The following is a 15503-nucleotide window of genomic DNA, read 5'->3' on the forward strand; positions in this document are numbered from 1 at the left end:
CAATAGATTTCTCCACTCCTCTATTCTCCGGGAACAGCAGATGTCTCGACTTCACACAACATGACAGCGTGTGACGCTCAGAATGACCGGAGCTTCGCTCCTTCATTTTGCCTTTAAACTCAAAATCGACCTTTTATTCATCAAGGAATTTCGGGATTTCTTTTTTTGTTGTGTATTTGCTGTCAGTTGCGTGGGAATTCGGAAGTTTTCCGTCGATTCTGTCATTTTCCATTTGGAGCTGCAATTTTATCATCGCCTTAAAAGCAGTCATCAAACACTCAGGATTAATGGCTTTGTCAACAATCTCGACTTCCTGCAATTCTTTTATCAAATAGTAACAAGATTCAATCGTTGAGATATATTCAGGCTGAGGCTCACGCTTGAACGTAAAAATCGACTCATATTTTCCGTAAAATGAAATTTTTGGAAGCGACATTATATTCGTGCTCAGACGAATCATCTTTTTTGAACAGAACCACGTTGAATCAATTATGAACACAAGAAGTTTTTTATTGCCGATTTCGGCTTTCAAGCCTTCTTTCTTTGCATTCCAGGCATCATCGCCAGGATACATAAGAACCGGAAAATACTGAGGGTCGGCCAAAAGCTGGCAAACACGCTTGTTCTGCGTAAAGTCAATTCCAACAATGATTTCTGAATTCAAAATTCCCACGTGAGCCATTCGTCCTGTTCCGGTGCGTTGATGCTTGGCTTCCTTAGGGTGCATTAAAAGTACGAATTTTACGCCCGGATCAAAAGGCTGCATGTATTTGCAAAAACACATATTAACGGGTCTTAAACAGTTATAACAAATTTCGCGCATGAATGGGATTATATAAAAAAATGGCTTGCCCCGTAAAGGCAAGCCACTAAATTTTATTTTGCGTCAATATTTACATTGTTGTAATTTACGCCAGCTTCACCAGGAGCAGAAGCTGTTTTCTTGAACAAATCTCCAAGCAAGAATTCACCTTTTTCATTTCGAGGAATTCTGTTGAACGTTCCGTCCGCGTTGTAGCCGTTTGCATATTTGCTCACATCAATGCTTACAAATGCAGATTTTTCGTCAACCGCTTTTCCGCTCTTGTTCAAAGTCTTTGCGCCGGTAAAGAAGTAGTTGTCGTCAGAAATAAGCTCCGGACAGAATTCACGAACTTCTTTTAGGTCATCGCCAGCACCGTTTGCAAATGAAATTGCACCTTTTACTTTGAACGTGCGAGGATAGCTTTCAGCCTTGCCTTTTCCATACAAAGTGATTCCGTACTGACCGTTAAACGCAGAAATCACGTTCTCAAGCTGCAAACCAGGGTTTGAGTTACAAGTGATTCCGTTAACTCCGTTGCCCCAAGAAATTGAGTTTTTCAAGAGGTGCGGGACATTGATTCCGTCACCGCCGAGTTTAAATCCGTTTCCGTCGCCTTTTCCGCTTCCGTCAAGCTTGGTTCCGTTTGCGTAAGTAACGCAGTTTTCAAGAAGAACCGCACCAATCGGGCCAGTCTCAACTTTTGCGTACAAATCCCAGCCATCATCAACGTTGTGGTGCGAAACACAGTTTCTGAACACGTTATTGTTGCCAGAAGTCAACTTAGAAGCAAAACCATCGGCGTTGTTCTGAGCAGGGTCTGCATTTCCGAAAGACTCACAACCGTAAATCAAGTTGTCGTGAGGCCACTTCTCAAACGGCTCAGATGAGCGTCCAGAAATCTGGATTCCCGTGTCTCCGTTAAGATAAGTGTCAACCATGCGGATTCTATTGTAATTTCCGGCAACCTGAAGAGCCTTGCAGTTTTCCGGCGATTTTGTAATGTCAATATTTTCAAAATCCCAGTAGCTTCCGTAAAGATTGATTGCAGAAACCGTTGCCGAAGATGAACTAAAATCAATTACGACACGCTTTCCAGGTTCAGCTTTAAGAGACTTTCGTTTCTTTGCAGTTCCGTCATTTCCGCGTTCAATAGTGATTCCCTTTGTTGGATAATATCGGCCTTCCAGCATGATAATCGGCTGACCAGGCTTACAATAAAGCAATGCAGATTCCAAATCCCACGGATCATCACGAGTTCCCTTTCCGAAAATATTACCGTTTGGAGAAACGTAAATTTCTTTATTTTTGCAAGAAAGAACTGTGATTGAATGTGTGTAAGTTACAGCCTTATAATTTTTCTCGTAAATTCCAAGTTCGCGATTGTACTGAGCGATTACAGATTTTGGCTCAGGCCGCCAATTTTCATCGGGCTTGAACGTAACGAGCAAGTCTGTAAATCCAGGCGCCTCAATTTTGAGAGTCTTTTTGTAATCCTGCTCCGCAACAACCTTGTCGCCTTTTACAAGCACTTTTCCGTTAGAATCTTTAATAGAAATCACACCATTTGCATTGGCATGGAATACGAACGGATATTTTTTCTCGTACCAGCTAACAGGACAATCAATCAAAGTTGCAAGAGGAACGAGTTCCGGAGGTTCTTCCACTGCAGGCGGGTCTTTTTTAGGGTCTGTCACCTTAAAATCAATGTCGCTAAAAGTCGCATTTACACCACGGGCAACTGCCAAACCAACGTAAACGTGTTCCTTGTCGAGCTGAACGAGTTTTTGATTCTCGTTGTCGTACATTATGAATTCTTCAACAGAATCTTCAGAAGCAACGGCACGTTTGTAAATCGCATGGTAGCCAGTATTGTCTTTTTTGAGCGTAATGCGGTAAACGTCGCCAGATTTAATTGCGTCAGAAGCCTGGTCGTAGCTGAATGCATTCGAAACGCTCTTTCCGAGTGTTGAAATCCCCGAATCGCCCATTTTTACAACTTCGTCCGTCAGCCCAGAAACAAAACGTGCTCCAAGACCGTTTTTAATTTCTTTTTTTACGCCGTTAACGTGAGTCGTGTATTTTCGAGAAATGATTCCGGCACTGTTCGTGTAGGCAACGACCATCGGTTCATTGTCGATTCCGAGCTTGTCCATTGCGATAAGGCCAAAGCCTTCCTGACCGTCTGGAAGAGGATTCTGGTAGTCAACCGTTACGGTAGCCGTAAGTTCCCAGTTCTCTTTTTTAGGGTCAATCGTAGTGTAATAGAAAGAAAGTCCGTCAAAAAATGATTCAAACTTTCCGCCCTTCTCCACTATCGCGCCAGTTTTTTCGTCAACGATACAAGAATAAAGCTTAACTTTTAAATTATCAGAATCCAAAAGTTCCATGCGGTTTCGGGTATCTTTTGTTGATGTTCCGAACTGCGTGAACGTCCAAATTCTCTCGGCAGCTTCGCGGGAAGTTTTTTTGATTTCTTTTGAAACTGACTTCTGCTCACCGCGGATTGCAGTAACCTTAAAAGTCGAAAGAGTGCCTACCGGCAATTTTACATTCGCATTAAGATTTTTTGACTGAGGAAGGTCAATGTTTTTGCCGCTGGCATCTGTGTACGAAAGAACATAGCCCTCAGCCTCTGGAACAGCAGTCCAGCTAACGAACAAGTTTCCGCTTCCAGTATTCCGAACGGAAACAGCGCTCTTGTCGAGCGGAAGCGTATAATTGAATTCAAATGGTTCCGAAGCGTGCTTTTCAGATTCCTTGTTTCGCTCCGCATAAACCACAAAAGTGTATTTTCCAGATTTTTCAACTTCAAAAGTAACTTTTTTCTGAGCCTTGCGGGTTTTTCCGAACGAAGCATTTCCAGAAGCACCGTTGTCGCCCTTCATGCTTACAAAACCTTTGTCCGAACCAGAATTGTCTCTTGGGGTATCGGCCTCAAAATCAACCACAATAACTTTTCCGTCATTCGGGTCAACAGAAACGTTCGTTATAGTTGGATTCGGAACTTCGTTCCACGGCTTACGAGAGTCCTGCGCAGTTGCAAGCGAAATTGTACCGAACGCAAGAAGTCCCAAAGCCATTTTTATGAATGAACTTTTCACCATAAAAATTCTCCTGACTTTATATAAAATTTTTAATATGCCCTTTATACGCAAAAGGACTGTCCAAAATCTTTAGACAGTCCGTTAAATTTGCGATTCTATTTTAGAGTCACCATAAACTATTTTACGATGATTGAATAAACGTAGATTCCAGATTTTTTTGATGTAACGTAGTATGTTCCGTCAGCTGGAGCAGTAAACTCGCCAACAGAAATCTTGTCGCCGTAAATTCCAGCCTCTGAAGTTCCTACTTCTGAACCATCAGCAGCAAGGAGAGCTACAAGACGAGCATCGGTCTTTGATGTTGATTTTGAATAAACCGTGATTTTCTGACCAGCTTTTACATTGAAGCTGATTGAGCGGTAGTCAACTTTTCCGGCACCGCCAATCTTGATTCGTTTTGTAAAAACTTCACCGTTAACTTCGTTCGGACAGTCAGAAGACTGCTTGCTAATTTCCATATTTTTCTCTGGCGTTGCAAGAATTACGAATCCATCCTCGCATTCAAGGTTGGATGTCAAAGTCTGGCTCTCCAAGTCGTTTGCGTTGATATAAGTTTCTGCAAAGGCAAAAGTCCCCATAGCGAATGCAGCAAACATAGCAGTAAGAGTTGCGATAATCTTTTTCATAAAAATCCCCCATTCAGTTCTTTAGACTGACGACCCAAAAAGCCGTCTAACGTTCTTAATTAGAACTTTTTTTTCTTAAAAAGATTACAAAAAAGTTGGCTTTTACCCAAAAAAGCCAACTTTATATTGTGAGAATAATATATCATGTTGCAAAATTAAAAATCATTTATAAATTTTCACAATAACGTTATTGCAATGCAAATTGCGTAAGCGCGTCTTTAGGCTGTCCGCCAACGGTCTGAGCAACAACTTCGCCGTTTTTGAACAGGATAAAACAAGGAATGCTCATAATTCCGTATTTTTGTGCCAGCTCGCCATTATCATCAACATTGCATTTTCCGACCTTGATTTTTCCGGCTTGCTCTTCAGCAATTTCGGCAACAACAGGTCCCATCATTTTGCAAGGTCCACACCATTCAGCCCAGAAATCTACGAGAACTGGTACATCAGATTTTGCAACTTCGCTTTCGAAGTTTTCATTTGTAATTACGATTTCTGCCATATGCAAATCTCCTGAGTTCTTTTTTTCCTGCTAAAAAGCAAGTTTTCTTATGTCAAAAATATACTATTAAAAAAATCAAAAGACAAATTTTATCTGACATTATCAAAATTAAAGAAAAATGGGTATATTATTAATACCAGATTTTTTGTATTTTATCCTCAACAAAAAAAATCACTCAAAAGGAGTTTCAAAATGAAAAAATACAGAAAAGTTAAAAAAAGTTCTATGCATTTCAGCGGCACTTTTATTCTCAGCTTTCTTCGTAACAGGATGCAACAAAAGCAATTCACAGGCAAACAAGCAAGAACTCCACATTTATTCGATAATCCATGAAGAAGAGACAGAAGCTCTCATAAAATTGTTTACAGAAAAAACAGGAATTCCTGCAAGTTTTTTGCGGGCTTCAACAGGTGAACTTGTGAACCGAGTCATAAACGAAAAAGACAATCCGCAGGCAGACATTCTTCTGGGAGGCGCGACCAGCTACCACATGCAGGCTGCAAAAGAAGGCGCGCTCGAAAGCTATTCTTCGGAAGTCGCAAAAGACCTTCCTGATTTTGCGAAGGCAAAAGACGGAACATGGACAGCCTTCTGCTATCTGACTCTCGGAATCGGCGTGAACAAAACAAGATTCGCCCAAAAATTCCCGGAACTCTCTTTTCCTAGAACATGGGACGAATTGCTGAATCCTGCCTTCGACGGCGAAATCGTCCTTACAAATCCTGTCGCTTCAAGCACCGCTTATCTTTTTGTGCAGAACCAGCTCCAGAGACTCGGAGAAGAAGCCGGCTGGGAATATCTTTTGAATCTTTCAAAACTCGTAGGCCAGTTCCCGGATTCAGGAAGCGCGCCGGCAAAACTTTTGGGAACAGCTGAATACGCGATTGCGGTTTCGTACCTTCATTCCCTTGCCAAATATGCCTCAGACGGATTTGACGTGCTTGCAATCGCTCCGCCACAGACAGTTGCCGAGGTTGATTGCATTTCGATTATGAAGAATTCCAAGAATCTTGATGCCGCAAAAGCATTCGTTGATTTTATGCTTTCAAAAGAGGCTCAGGAACTTATGAGTTCAATGGACTTTACGGTTCCGGTAAATCCAGCAGCAAAGGGGGCGGAAGGTTCTATCTCCGTACAGGAACTCGACTTAATCAACTACGACAAAGAAAAGGCAAGCAACGAAAAAGCGGCTGTTCTTGAAAAATGGACGCAAAACGTAAAATAAATGACTGATAAACGACAATTTCTACATTTTAATTTTAAGAAAGACATTTCGATTTATCTTTTGTGGGCGCTCGTAATTCTTTTTTTTGCAATAACAGTGGTCTACCCGCTGTTTTGCCTTGCGCTCACACCAACTGCGCATGATTTTTTCGCGGTGTTGACCTCCAAAGTCTGGCACACAGCCATTCTTAACACCGCGTTAGAATGCATCTGCTCCACCACGCTCTCGGTCGCGACGGGCTACATTTTTGCCTACGCGGTCGTTCGCGGGCAGATTCCGCTCGCAAAATTCTTCGGGGCAATTCCGATTTTACACTTGGTAACGCCACCGTTCGTCGGCGGACTTTCATTCATATTACTTTTGGGTCGGCGCGGATTTATCACGAGCACGATTTTGGGTCTGGACATTTCGCTTTACGGATTCTGGGGACTTTTAATCGCGCAAGTATTTTGCTTTTTTCCAATCGCCTACCTGATTTGTTCGCAAACGCTAAAAGGCATCAATCCTTCGTTCGAACAGGCGGCACGCGGAATGGGAGCAAGCCGGGCAAGAATCTTCCTTACAATAACGCTCCCGCTTTCGCTTCCGGGAATTCTCTCGGCGGCACTTTTTATTGCAGTTTCTGTTCTGAGTGACTTTGGGAACCCGATGATTGTCGCAGGCAGATTCAAGGTTCTTGCGGTAGAAATTTACACCCAGCTTACGGGATGGACAAACGCAGGCACAAGTGCAGTTTTAGGTCTGATTCTCGTAATTCCTTCTATTATATTGTTCATTTTTCAAAATCGGCTTGTAAAAAAAGAAGCTGGAAAAACGGCAACAATCGGCGGAAAAGGTCAAGGATTGCCACAAAAAAAATCCTCAATAATCACAAAGATTTTTCTCACGATTTTTTGCGCACTGGTTTCGCTCGCAGTTCTGGCACAGTTCGCGGCTTTGGTCGCCGGTGCTTTCCAAAAACTTTGGGGAATAAAAACTGACTTTACGACGGAACACATAAAATCAATTTTTAATTATATTCCAGAATTACGAAACTCGATTTTGTTCGCGCTGGCAGCCTCGCTTTTGAGTGTTTTTGTTTCGTCGCTCACGAGTTATTTGGTTCAAAGGACTGCGTTGCCGGCAAAAAGATTTTTGGACGTTGTTTCGCAACTTGCGGCCGCAATTCCAGGCTCGCTTTTTGGTCTTGCTTTTTCGCTGGCGGCAAACAAACTGAATTTCAGGAATTCGCCAACTATGATTGTCATCGCAATCGCGATAGGATTTATGCCATTTTCGTACAGAATTTTAACGTCCAGTTTCGTTCAGATAAAAAACACGCTAGACGACGGAGCAAGTTCGCTCGGAGCAGGAAAACTCAAAATTCTCACTTCGATTTTAATTCCAATTTCAACCGAAGGAATTTTTAGCGCGTTCATCTATAATTTTGTTCGCGGAGTCGGCACAATGAGCGCGGTGATTTTTTTGGTCTCATTCAAAACGCCGTTAACATCTCTAAAAATCCTCAATCTTGCAGAAGAAGGATTTTGGGGCAAAGCTGCTTCACTTTCCCTCGTCCTTACGCTTCTAACATTCGCAGTTCTGGGACTCGGAAAACTGCTTTTAAAAATCAGGAGAACTTCATGGAAAATAAAATCAGGCTCGAACTAAAAAACGTTTCGTTCAGCTACGGAAAAAATACTGCCGTAAAGAATTTTTCGCTTCAGGTTGAAGACGGAAGTTTTACCTCGCTTTTAGGGCCTTCCGGTTGCGGAAAAACCACACTTTTAAGAATAATCTCAGGTTTTTTGGAACCAAAAGAAGGCGAAATTTTTATTGACGGAAAAAATCAAAAAGGAATTGAGCCGAACCGACGACGAATCGGAATGGTTTTTCAAGATTATGCGCTTTTCCCGCATCTGAACGTTCGCCAAAATCTTTTGTACGGTCTCAAAATCAATCACAAATCCAAGCAGGAATCCGAGGAAATCATTTCGAAAATCGCAAAATCACTCGAAATCGAAAATCTTCTCGCGCGTTTTCCTAACGAACTCTCTGGCGGTCAGCAGCAGCGTGTCGCTTTAGGCCGGGCTCTCGTGCTCGAACCTGCAATTCTTTTGATGGACGAACCGCTTTCGTCGCTGGACACAAAACTTAGAACGTATGTGCGCGAGGAATTGCGGGAGATTCAGGAAAAACTCAAAATCACAACGATTTACGTAACCCATGACCAGGAAGAAGCGCTTTCCCTTTCTGATAAAATTGCGGTACTGAACGAAGGAAATCTTTTACAGGTTGGAACGCCGAAAGAAATTTATTTTGCGCCAAAGGATAAATTCACCGCGGACTTTGTTGGAAGAGCGAATTTAATAGAAGAAAATGATGAGATTTTTATGATTCGACCAGAATGGTTCGAACTTGCAGAAAATTCACCGGCAAGCAATCAAACTGACTGTCTTACCGGCAAGATTATTTCAAAGACTTTTTTAGGTGAAAAGACCCGACTAAAATTGCTCACCAACGACGGAAAAACAATTTTGGCAGATTTAAGAACAATCACGTTGCCAGAAAATATTTCTACCGCCGAAGTGACTCTTCGCCTGCTAAGAAAAACAAAACTTTCCTAGCATGAAGCAAGTTTTTTTACAGCCTCAAGGTCGACATCTTCCGGGGTAAGATGAGCTTTTACAATTCCTACGAGACTAGCCCCGGCAGAAGTCACTCGGTCTGACCAATCAGAAATCCACTGGCCATCGCCCCAGTCGTATGAACCAAAAAGACCAACTTTTTTACCAGAAAGCTGACCTTCAATGCTGCTAAAAAATGATTCCATTGAATCTTCAAGTTGCTCAGCACCCATTGCAGGGCTACCCAAAAGAATCAGCCCGGCACCAAGAGTCTCACCCGCATCAGCAGAATCAGCGGAAGCAAAATAAACATCAGAACCGCAAACCTCTTTTGCCGCATTTGCCAAAGCTTCTGTGTTTCCTGTCGTCGTTGCATACACAATCGCTACTTTTGCCATTTTAATCCTCCAAATTTTTTAATTGAAAGCGGAACACTAAGCCCGTCATCAATCCACTTCATGCAAATATCACTGCATTTTTTATATAAATTCATCTGCTCCACGGCAGATTTTTTATCACCATAAACTTTCCAAAAACCAGCAAATTTGCATTCAGAAGAATTTTTCTCAAAGCCCACAACGTCCACGAGCGGATAGCCCAAAAAAAGCCCGACTTCATGGGGAAATTTTTTTTGCCAGGCGAGCCTGTGCAAAAGTTCGCTCAAAATCACATTAAAACCTTTATGAACTTCATACCCCTTTGATTTTAAGTAGGCAAGATTTGAAGAATCAGAACAAACTTTTTCCAGAAGATTTTTGTCGAACACAAAAAACAAAATTCTCTTCTCACTTTTTTTTAGCGGGACAAAATATTTTTTTGATTTTGAAAACTCGCTCTGCCAATCGCGGAGTTTATGAATCCCTGAATCATAACAAGTTGAATTCATCGAAAAAAGCGAAGCAGGCTTAATTCCGCACAAGGAAGGAGCCGAACAATGAATTATCGTTTCATCAAAACTCATAAAACCACCAAAAAAAGAACGGGAGCACGATTAACGAAACAGTCAAAAATTAATCATGCCCCCATCGGATTTTGATTCGGGGAGAGCTGGCCCCGAACCGATTAAAACTCTCTCCCAAAAGAGGTACTCGTTAGCAATGACTAACTACATTTGTTAGCATATAACAACATTTAGTTTTGGTCAATGGAATTTTAAAATAAAAAACCCCGAACAGGCTAAAACCTATCCGGGGTTTTGACACAATGCCAGTAATTTATCATCATTTCGAACTCATTTCGGAATCCACGCACGATGACACAGTGCAGATGCTGAAACACGTTCAGCATGACTAGCAAAAAGACATATATTGGTACTATTTTGCGTCAGTTGTTGAGGCAGCCGTTGTTGTAGCTGGAGTGCTTGAAGCTGCGGCAGAGCCTCTTCCGTATTTTAAAGAATACTCTGAAATTCCGGCAAGTTCATTTACAGTCGTTCCGAATTTTTCAGCAACATTGTAAGTCGTTTCTTTTACGATATTTCCGACTGAATCATATTTGAAGATAACACGAACAGAAAGTTTGTTTCTAGAATTATAAGTCTGCTTCTCTGTTACAGTGTACGAAGCGTCAAATCTATAAACCACGCGCTTCAACTGCATTCCAGTTGCGTCGCTGTATGCAACTTCTGCAAGTTTTCCTGCATCATTGTAAGTAAAAACTTTTTTTTCATCGAGAGAACCATCTCCGCGGTATGTGGCAACTTCAGAATTTCTGTTCTGTTCGTCAAGTTTTGTTATTGTGCGGCTAAGAAGAGCACCGTCTGCATTATAAAACGACTCTTCAATCTGCTTGTCGCTCGGATACTTCCAGATTGTTTTGTTCATCAGAACTTCGGCAGCATTGTATGCCGCTTCTTCGGTTTTTCTGCCTTTTGAGTCATACTCGTAAAGCATTTTCCAGCTGAGTTTTCCGTCTGCATCGGTGCAAGACATGTTTTTTACTCTGCCAGACTCATAAGTGAACATGATTCGGTCAACAAGGGAATCGCGGTTCGTAAGTTCAGAAGCCTCGGTCTCTTTTCCAGAAGCGTCAAAAATATGTGTGAATTTTGCTTTTGGCGAACGATAATAATCACCAAATTTTTCTGTAATTGAATATTCAGTTTTTGTATACTCAGAAACAGAGCCAGTAGTCTTAAGGGTTGCAGACGAATCAAATGCATAGACACTTGACGCAATCAAAGCTGCAGAAAGAACTAAAACAGTCTTTTTCATTATATCCTCCAGTACAAAGTCTATTTTAAAACACTTTTTAAAATATCGGTAAAATTTTTCTTAATTTTTAGGCAGAATCAGAGCATTTCACAACCGTTGCCGATTTTTAACGATTTTCTTCTATATAATATGCTCTAAAGCAAGCTATGCCAAAATACGCATCGTTCCCACGATAATCAAAATTACAGCAAGAATAAAATTCATTACGACGCTGCGCCTTCCGGCAAGATAATCGTCGCCACGAGTTTTTTGAATTTCCTTAAAAGCCAAATGCTTTTTTGGAACAAAGCACATGAGCGCAATTCCTATCACAATCATCATAAAACCGTCATGTCGGAACGGAAATTCAATAACCTGACTATAATTGAGCGCCATAAGCACCACTCCAAGGATTATGATTCCCGCCCCAACCCATTCAAGCACAAACGCTATTTTTCGCAGATTCATTTTCTCCCACGCACCTCCAATTTGTTGATTTTCTGCAAATATCTTAAAGACATCATAAAAGAAATTCTATACAATAGGCAAATGCTAAAAAATAAATTTGCCGTAATTTTAGTTTTTATTTTTTGTTCGACAATTTTCGCAAATGCAGATGACTCAATAAGTTCAGAAATTCTAGAAGAAATCACCGAAGACGAGGCCTCAATTCAGAATCAAAAATTGATAATCTCGCAAATAAATATTTCTGGCCTCAAAAAAACACAGGAACGCTACATAAAATCAAAGCTCGACGGGTTTGAAGGCAAAACGCTCGGCGAAACAAACCTGCACGAAATCGAAACTATTTTGCAGGCGGAAGGTCTTTTTGAAACGATAAATGTGAATTTTATGCAGCTTTCCGAAACAGAAGCTTCTGTGGAAATCGAAGTGACTGAAAAAATCACTTTTATTCCGCTTCCGTTCGCCGCCTATTCCCAAGGAAGTTTTATGGGCGGACTTATGATTATGGACACAAACGCGTTCGGAATCCGCGATATGTTCATTTTTGGAGGTTTTTATTCAACTTCCTCGCTAACAGGACTTGCAAGCTACGTTAAGCAGCCAAAGGAAAACTGGATTCCGGGATTTTCGATTTTCGTCTCGGCCTCAAAAAACACGCCTAACTACAAAAATCTTGACGACGAAACGGTTCTCCGCTTTAACAGCAAAGGATTTTCAGCAGGACTCACGCTCCTTGAAAAACTCGGCGAGTACAACCGATTTTCTCTCGGCACTTCGTTCAAACTTTGCGCAGCCAAGGACGAAGAAGGCTACGAAGGTTTAGTGGATTCAGTAAAAAGCGGGAATTTTAAGATTGGCTGGAACAGCGGAACGCGCGACTGGAACGGAGTTTTCCTTTCGCAAAAAACAATCAGCGTAGACGCGGGATTTGCCGTTACAAATCTTGAAGGCGACTATAAATTCAATGAAGAAATTTCTTACAAACTCCTGATTCAGGAGCCAATGAGCCAAAAACTCCGCTTTGTTGTGCAATGCTCAGGCTTTTACGGAAGAAACAAACACGTTTATGATTTTGTTGGGGGAAAAGAAGGCTCCGTAACGATTTTGCCAAGCGACTTTTTAACGGACAGAATTTTTGGCGGAAACGCAGGATTCGAATTTGCATTTTTTAAAGGAAAGTTCGGAATGATGTCGGCTTACGGGTGCTACGAAGCAGTTCTCACAGAAAATTTTGGTGATACAGATTTGACTTTTTTACATGGCGTGAACAGCGGAATAAAAATGTATTTTTCAAAAATTGACTTTCCAGCAATGGCGATGGGACTTTCTTACAACGTTTCAAAAAAGACTATGCAATTTGCAGCCGCGGTGGGTATGGCATTCTAAAAATTCGGCGGAAGGAAATCCGCGGGATACAAATCAAGTTTGAACTCGGAATTTATCTGAAGAATCAATGATTGAATTTCTGTGTAATTTTTCATTGTTTTCATAATTTTGAATGCTAAAACTATATTTTCACGACATTCATTAATTTTACCCAACTTTCCAAGCAAATAGCCTTTATTAGCAATTCTGTTTGAGTAAGCAATCTATTTTTTTAATTCTGGACATTTTTAAATTCAAGCGAAGTCAATTTTAAGGCTTCGATAAAATGATTTAGTAAAATCTTTTTATCAACATTATGAAAACTTTCAAAAGCTGCGGAAAACAGTCTGTACAAAAAAAATAATTGGAACCTAATTTTTTAAGATTCTGTTATGAGTCTAGAGCTAATATAACATAAAATTAACAATATAAAAAACAGAATCTTTCGAGTGCGCATAGAAAAAATCTCAAAGAAAATTGAATATGAAAAAATTATTACCTTTTTTATTAGTTTCTCACATTATATTATCTCTTTTCACTTCCTGTGCAACAGTTTTTCCTGAACATGAAATTACACAAAACAATCCAGACGCACAATGCCCAAAGTGTAGTTCAATTGCGGTTTCTGGTAAGATGAAGTCAAAACCATTTGAAGCCCCATCGTCGGCAAGTATTTTTTTTCTCGATTTAATTTTCTTGCGAACGGAAACTGCTTTTTATTGGGAAGGTACTGTCCAGATAGATGAAAAAGAAACTGCACTTTCATTCAAAATGATTAAAAATGGTGGTGCATTTGAAGGTAGTACATGGAATAAAACTGCGTATGTGGAGAATCTTTCTTGTGGAAAAATTGAGTTTGAATGCAAAGCGGGTTTTGACAGCAATCAGATGCCTCCAATGGAAGAATTCGGCTATTTCATCACTGGCGGTAAAGTGTATTTCGTTTACGTTGCAACAAAAGATGGGCTCGGCGGTGCAAACATCATGCACAATCCAACGAACGTAAAATTCGTCATCGAATGCGAGTCGTCAAAACGAGTCTGCGAAATCTACACCGACAAAAAAATCCTCGACAAATATCAGCTAAAAGGCAATTTCAATGATTCAGCCGAGGACGAAATTCTAAAATTGCTTTCGGGCATTACGGCCTCGTTTTACAAAGCAGCCCTCGACTGCATGAACGTAAAGGTGGAAAAATGAAAACCTGCCAAGCTTATCCCCTGTAAAGAAAAACTTGAAAACTTGGAAATTATTTTAGTGTTGGAGAATTTTATATGCGTAGAAAAAGTTTATTGTCATTGGTCACATTTGCTTCAGTAATATTTTTTGCAAGTTGCAGTACGATACATTTTGACATGACAGGAAACATTCTTAACAAATCTTCACTCGCTGACGACGAACCAATTGAATCTGGAAATATTTATTTTGCTCAAAAACGAGGAACTTTTGGCTCTTTTATTTACAGAAGTTCTGTTGACAAACCTGCAAACCTGAAGAAAAATGATTTTTTTATAAGCGGAATGCGTACAAAATCTGATGACTCAGGCACAATAATACTCAGCGGAGAAAATGCGATTTCAGATCGCATCCAATCTTTGGAAGGGTATGAATACCGTTGGGAAGGAACTGTCGAAGAAAACAACGGGTCTGTTCCGATTATTTATGAATTCTATGTTTTGGGAACCGAGCATAAAGGATTTCTGGGCAATCGAACCTGATAGACATGTAATTGCAACAAAAGATTTTTAGAGTTCTATGCAAATCTAATTTACAAGGTATAGGGATTCTTAATATATGAAAAATTATCTGATATTTTTTATCTTTTTGAGCATTCTGCTTTCTTCCTGCGCGACGGTTTCTGAAATTACTAGAACTGCGGTGCTTGAAGATGAAGAAAATTATGAAATATGTCCGATTGAACCGATTCTGATTGATGGTTGGATTTGGAAACGTAAAAGGGAATACAATTTACAGGATTATCATCAGCAATTTACATATGCTCGCGGATATTCTGTTACAAACACTCTTTCCAAGCGTGATACTGAAATTCATTCCTTGAGAAGGCATGGCGGTGCATTTGAAAAGAAAGGAGAACCGCTTTTTAACAGTTATATCTGTTTTGAACGGCTAGAGTATCAACATCAAGTTAACGGTCTGATATTCGGTTATGATCGTACCCGTAAAAAAGGAACTGTAAGAGTTTTTTTTGAAACAGGAACAGACCGTAACGAAATAAATGTTGATACAGCTCAGAAAATTATGCTTGAGGATTCTTCACTAATTCCTTTGAGTGCAGAACAGGTTTCTGATGTTCGAACCGAAGAATATGACGAAAAATTGGGGTTGGTAACAACAATCGATAAATGGCGATATACCAATGGAAGCGGTGCAGTCATAAAAATCCGTGGCGAAGAATATGCGTTCCTTGATTTTGTGTCGAAGGACAGACTCCTTTTGATGAGGAAAGATTTTTCTCAAGAACTTACAGAAACCGAAAAAGACTATATTTCTTCAATAATTTTGCTACTTTTTGAACTGCGATTTTATTATGAGAATCACGGACCGACTGAGAGAAGTTTTGACTATGAAGTATGGCATAAAGATGGGAGATAA

General features: G+C 40.5%; 15 protein-coding genes. 7 read left to right on the forward strand and 8 right to left on the reverse strand.

The window, feature by feature from the left end:
- Positions 1 to 133 precede the first annotated feature (133 nt).
- From JI65_RS00625 to trxA, 4 genes are all read right to left on the reverse strand, one after another.
- A complete protein-coding gene (locus JI65_RS00625; RefSeq protein WP_191013421.1) occupies positions 134 to 823 on the reverse strand; it encodes a tRNA-uridine aminocarboxypropyltransferase in 690 nt (229 codons plus the stop codon).
- A gap of 53 nt (positions 824 to 876) precedes the next feature.
- Complete coding sequence (locus JI65_RS00630; RefSeq protein WP_191013422.1) at positions 877 to 3909, reverse strand: pectate lyase; 3033 nt, start codon at positions 3907 to 3909, stop codon at positions 877 to 879.
- Between the two features lie 116 nt (positions 3910 to 4025).
- Positions 4026 to 4535, reverse strand: a complete 510-nt coding sequence (locus tag JI65_RS00635) for a PPC domain-containing protein (RefSeq protein WP_191013423.1) — start codon at positions 4533 to 4535, stop codon at positions 4026 to 4028.
- A gap of 187 nt (positions 4536 to 4722) precedes the next feature.
- On the reverse strand, positions 4723 to 5037 hold the full coding sequence (trxA, locus tag JI65_RS00640) for a thioredoxin (RefSeq protein ID WP_191013424.1): 315 nt from the start codon (positions 5035 to 5037) through the stop codon (positions 4723 to 4725).
- A 229-nt stretch (positions 5038 to 5266) separates the two neighbouring features.
- Here trxA and JI65_RS00645 point away from each other — a divergent pair, with 229 nt between their 5' ends.
- The 3 genes from JI65_RS00645 to JI65_RS00655 are packed head-to-tail and all read left to right on the forward strand — an operon-like array spanning position 5267 to position 8868.
- Entirely contained in the window at positions 5267 to 6262 is a 996-nt protein-coding gene (locus JI65_RS00645) for an ABC transporter substrate-binding protein (protein WP_191013455.1), read from the forward strand.
- A complete protein-coding gene (locus tag JI65_RS00650; protein WP_191013425.1) occupies positions 6263 to 7912 on the forward strand; it encodes an ABC transporter permease in 1650 nt (549 codons plus the stop codon).
- A complete protein-coding gene (locus JI65_RS00655; RefSeq protein WP_191013426.1) occupies positions 7885 to 8868 on the forward strand; it encodes an ABC transporter ATP-binding protein in 984 nt (327 codons plus the stop codon). The genes JI65_RS00650 and JI65_RS00655 overlap by 28 nt, the downstream gene beginning before the upstream one ends.
- Here JI65_RS00655 and JI65_RS00660 read toward each other — a convergent pair.
- The 4 genes from JI65_RS00660 to JI65_RS00675 form a co-directional block, all read right to left on the reverse strand.
- Positions 8865 to 9266 carry a flavodoxin domain-containing protein gene (locus JI65_RS00660; protein WP_191013427.1) on the reverse strand — a complete coding sequence of 134 codons (402 nt, stop codon included), beginning with the start codon at positions 9264 to 9266 and terminating at the stop codon, positions 8865 to 8867. The genes JI65_RS00655 and JI65_RS00660 overlap by 4 nt on opposite strands.
- Entirely contained in the window at positions 9254 to 9829 is a 576-nt protein-coding gene (locus tag JI65_RS00665) for a DUF3793 family protein (protein ID WP_191013428.1), read from the reverse strand. Before JI65_RS00665 ends, JI65_RS00660 begins: the two co-directional genes overlap by 13 nt.
- A 352-nt stretch (positions 9830 to 10181) precedes the next feature.
- The gene (locus JI65_RS00670) at positions 10182 to 11081 is read right to left on the reverse strand and encodes a hypothetical protein (RefSeq protein WP_191013429.1); all 900 of its coding nucleotides are present in this window, start codon (positions 11079 to 11081) and stop codon (positions 10182 to 10184) included.
- A 144-nt stretch (positions 11082 to 11225) separates the two neighbouring features.
- Complete coding sequence (locus JI65_RS00675; protein ID WP_191013430.1) at positions 11226 to 11528, reverse strand: hypothetical protein; 303 nt, start codon at positions 11526 to 11528, stop codon at positions 11226 to 11228.
- An 81-nt stretch (positions 11529 to 11609) separates the two neighbouring features.
- Here JI65_RS00675 and JI65_RS00680 point away from each other — a divergent pair, with 81 nt between their 5' ends.
- The 4 genes from JI65_RS00680 to JI65_RS00695 all read left to right on the forward strand — a co-directional run bounded on the left by JI65_RS00680 (position 11610) and on the right by JI65_RS00695 (position 15503).
- Complete coding sequence (locus JI65_RS00680; RefSeq protein WP_191013431.1) at positions 11610 to 12911, forward strand: POTRA domain-containing protein; 1302 nt, start codon at positions 11610 to 11612, stop codon at positions 12909 to 12911.
- 462 nt (positions 12912 to 13373) lie between these two features.
- Positions 13374 to 14090 (forward strand): hypothetical protein, encoded by a 717-nt coding sequence (locus JI65_RS00685; RefSeq protein WP_191013432.1) that lies wholly within the window; start codon positions 13374 to 13376, stop codon positions 14088 to 14090.
- A gap of 155 nt (positions 14091 to 14245) precedes the next feature.
- Positions 14246 to 14608 (forward strand): hypothetical protein, encoded by a 363-nt coding sequence (locus tag JI65_RS00690; protein WP_191013433.1) that lies wholly within the window; start codon positions 14246 to 14248, stop codon positions 14606 to 14608.
- Between the two features lie 76 nt (positions 14609 to 14684).
- On the forward strand, positions 14685 to 15503 hold the full coding sequence (locus JI65_RS00695) for a hypothetical protein (protein ID WP_191013434.1): 819 nt from the start codon (positions 14685 to 14687) through the stop codon (positions 15501 to 15503).

Source organism: Treponema zioleckii, assembly GCF_014737315.1.
GTDB lineage: Bacteria > Spirochaetota > Spirochaetia > Treponematales > Treponemataceae > Treponema_D > Treponema_D zioleckii.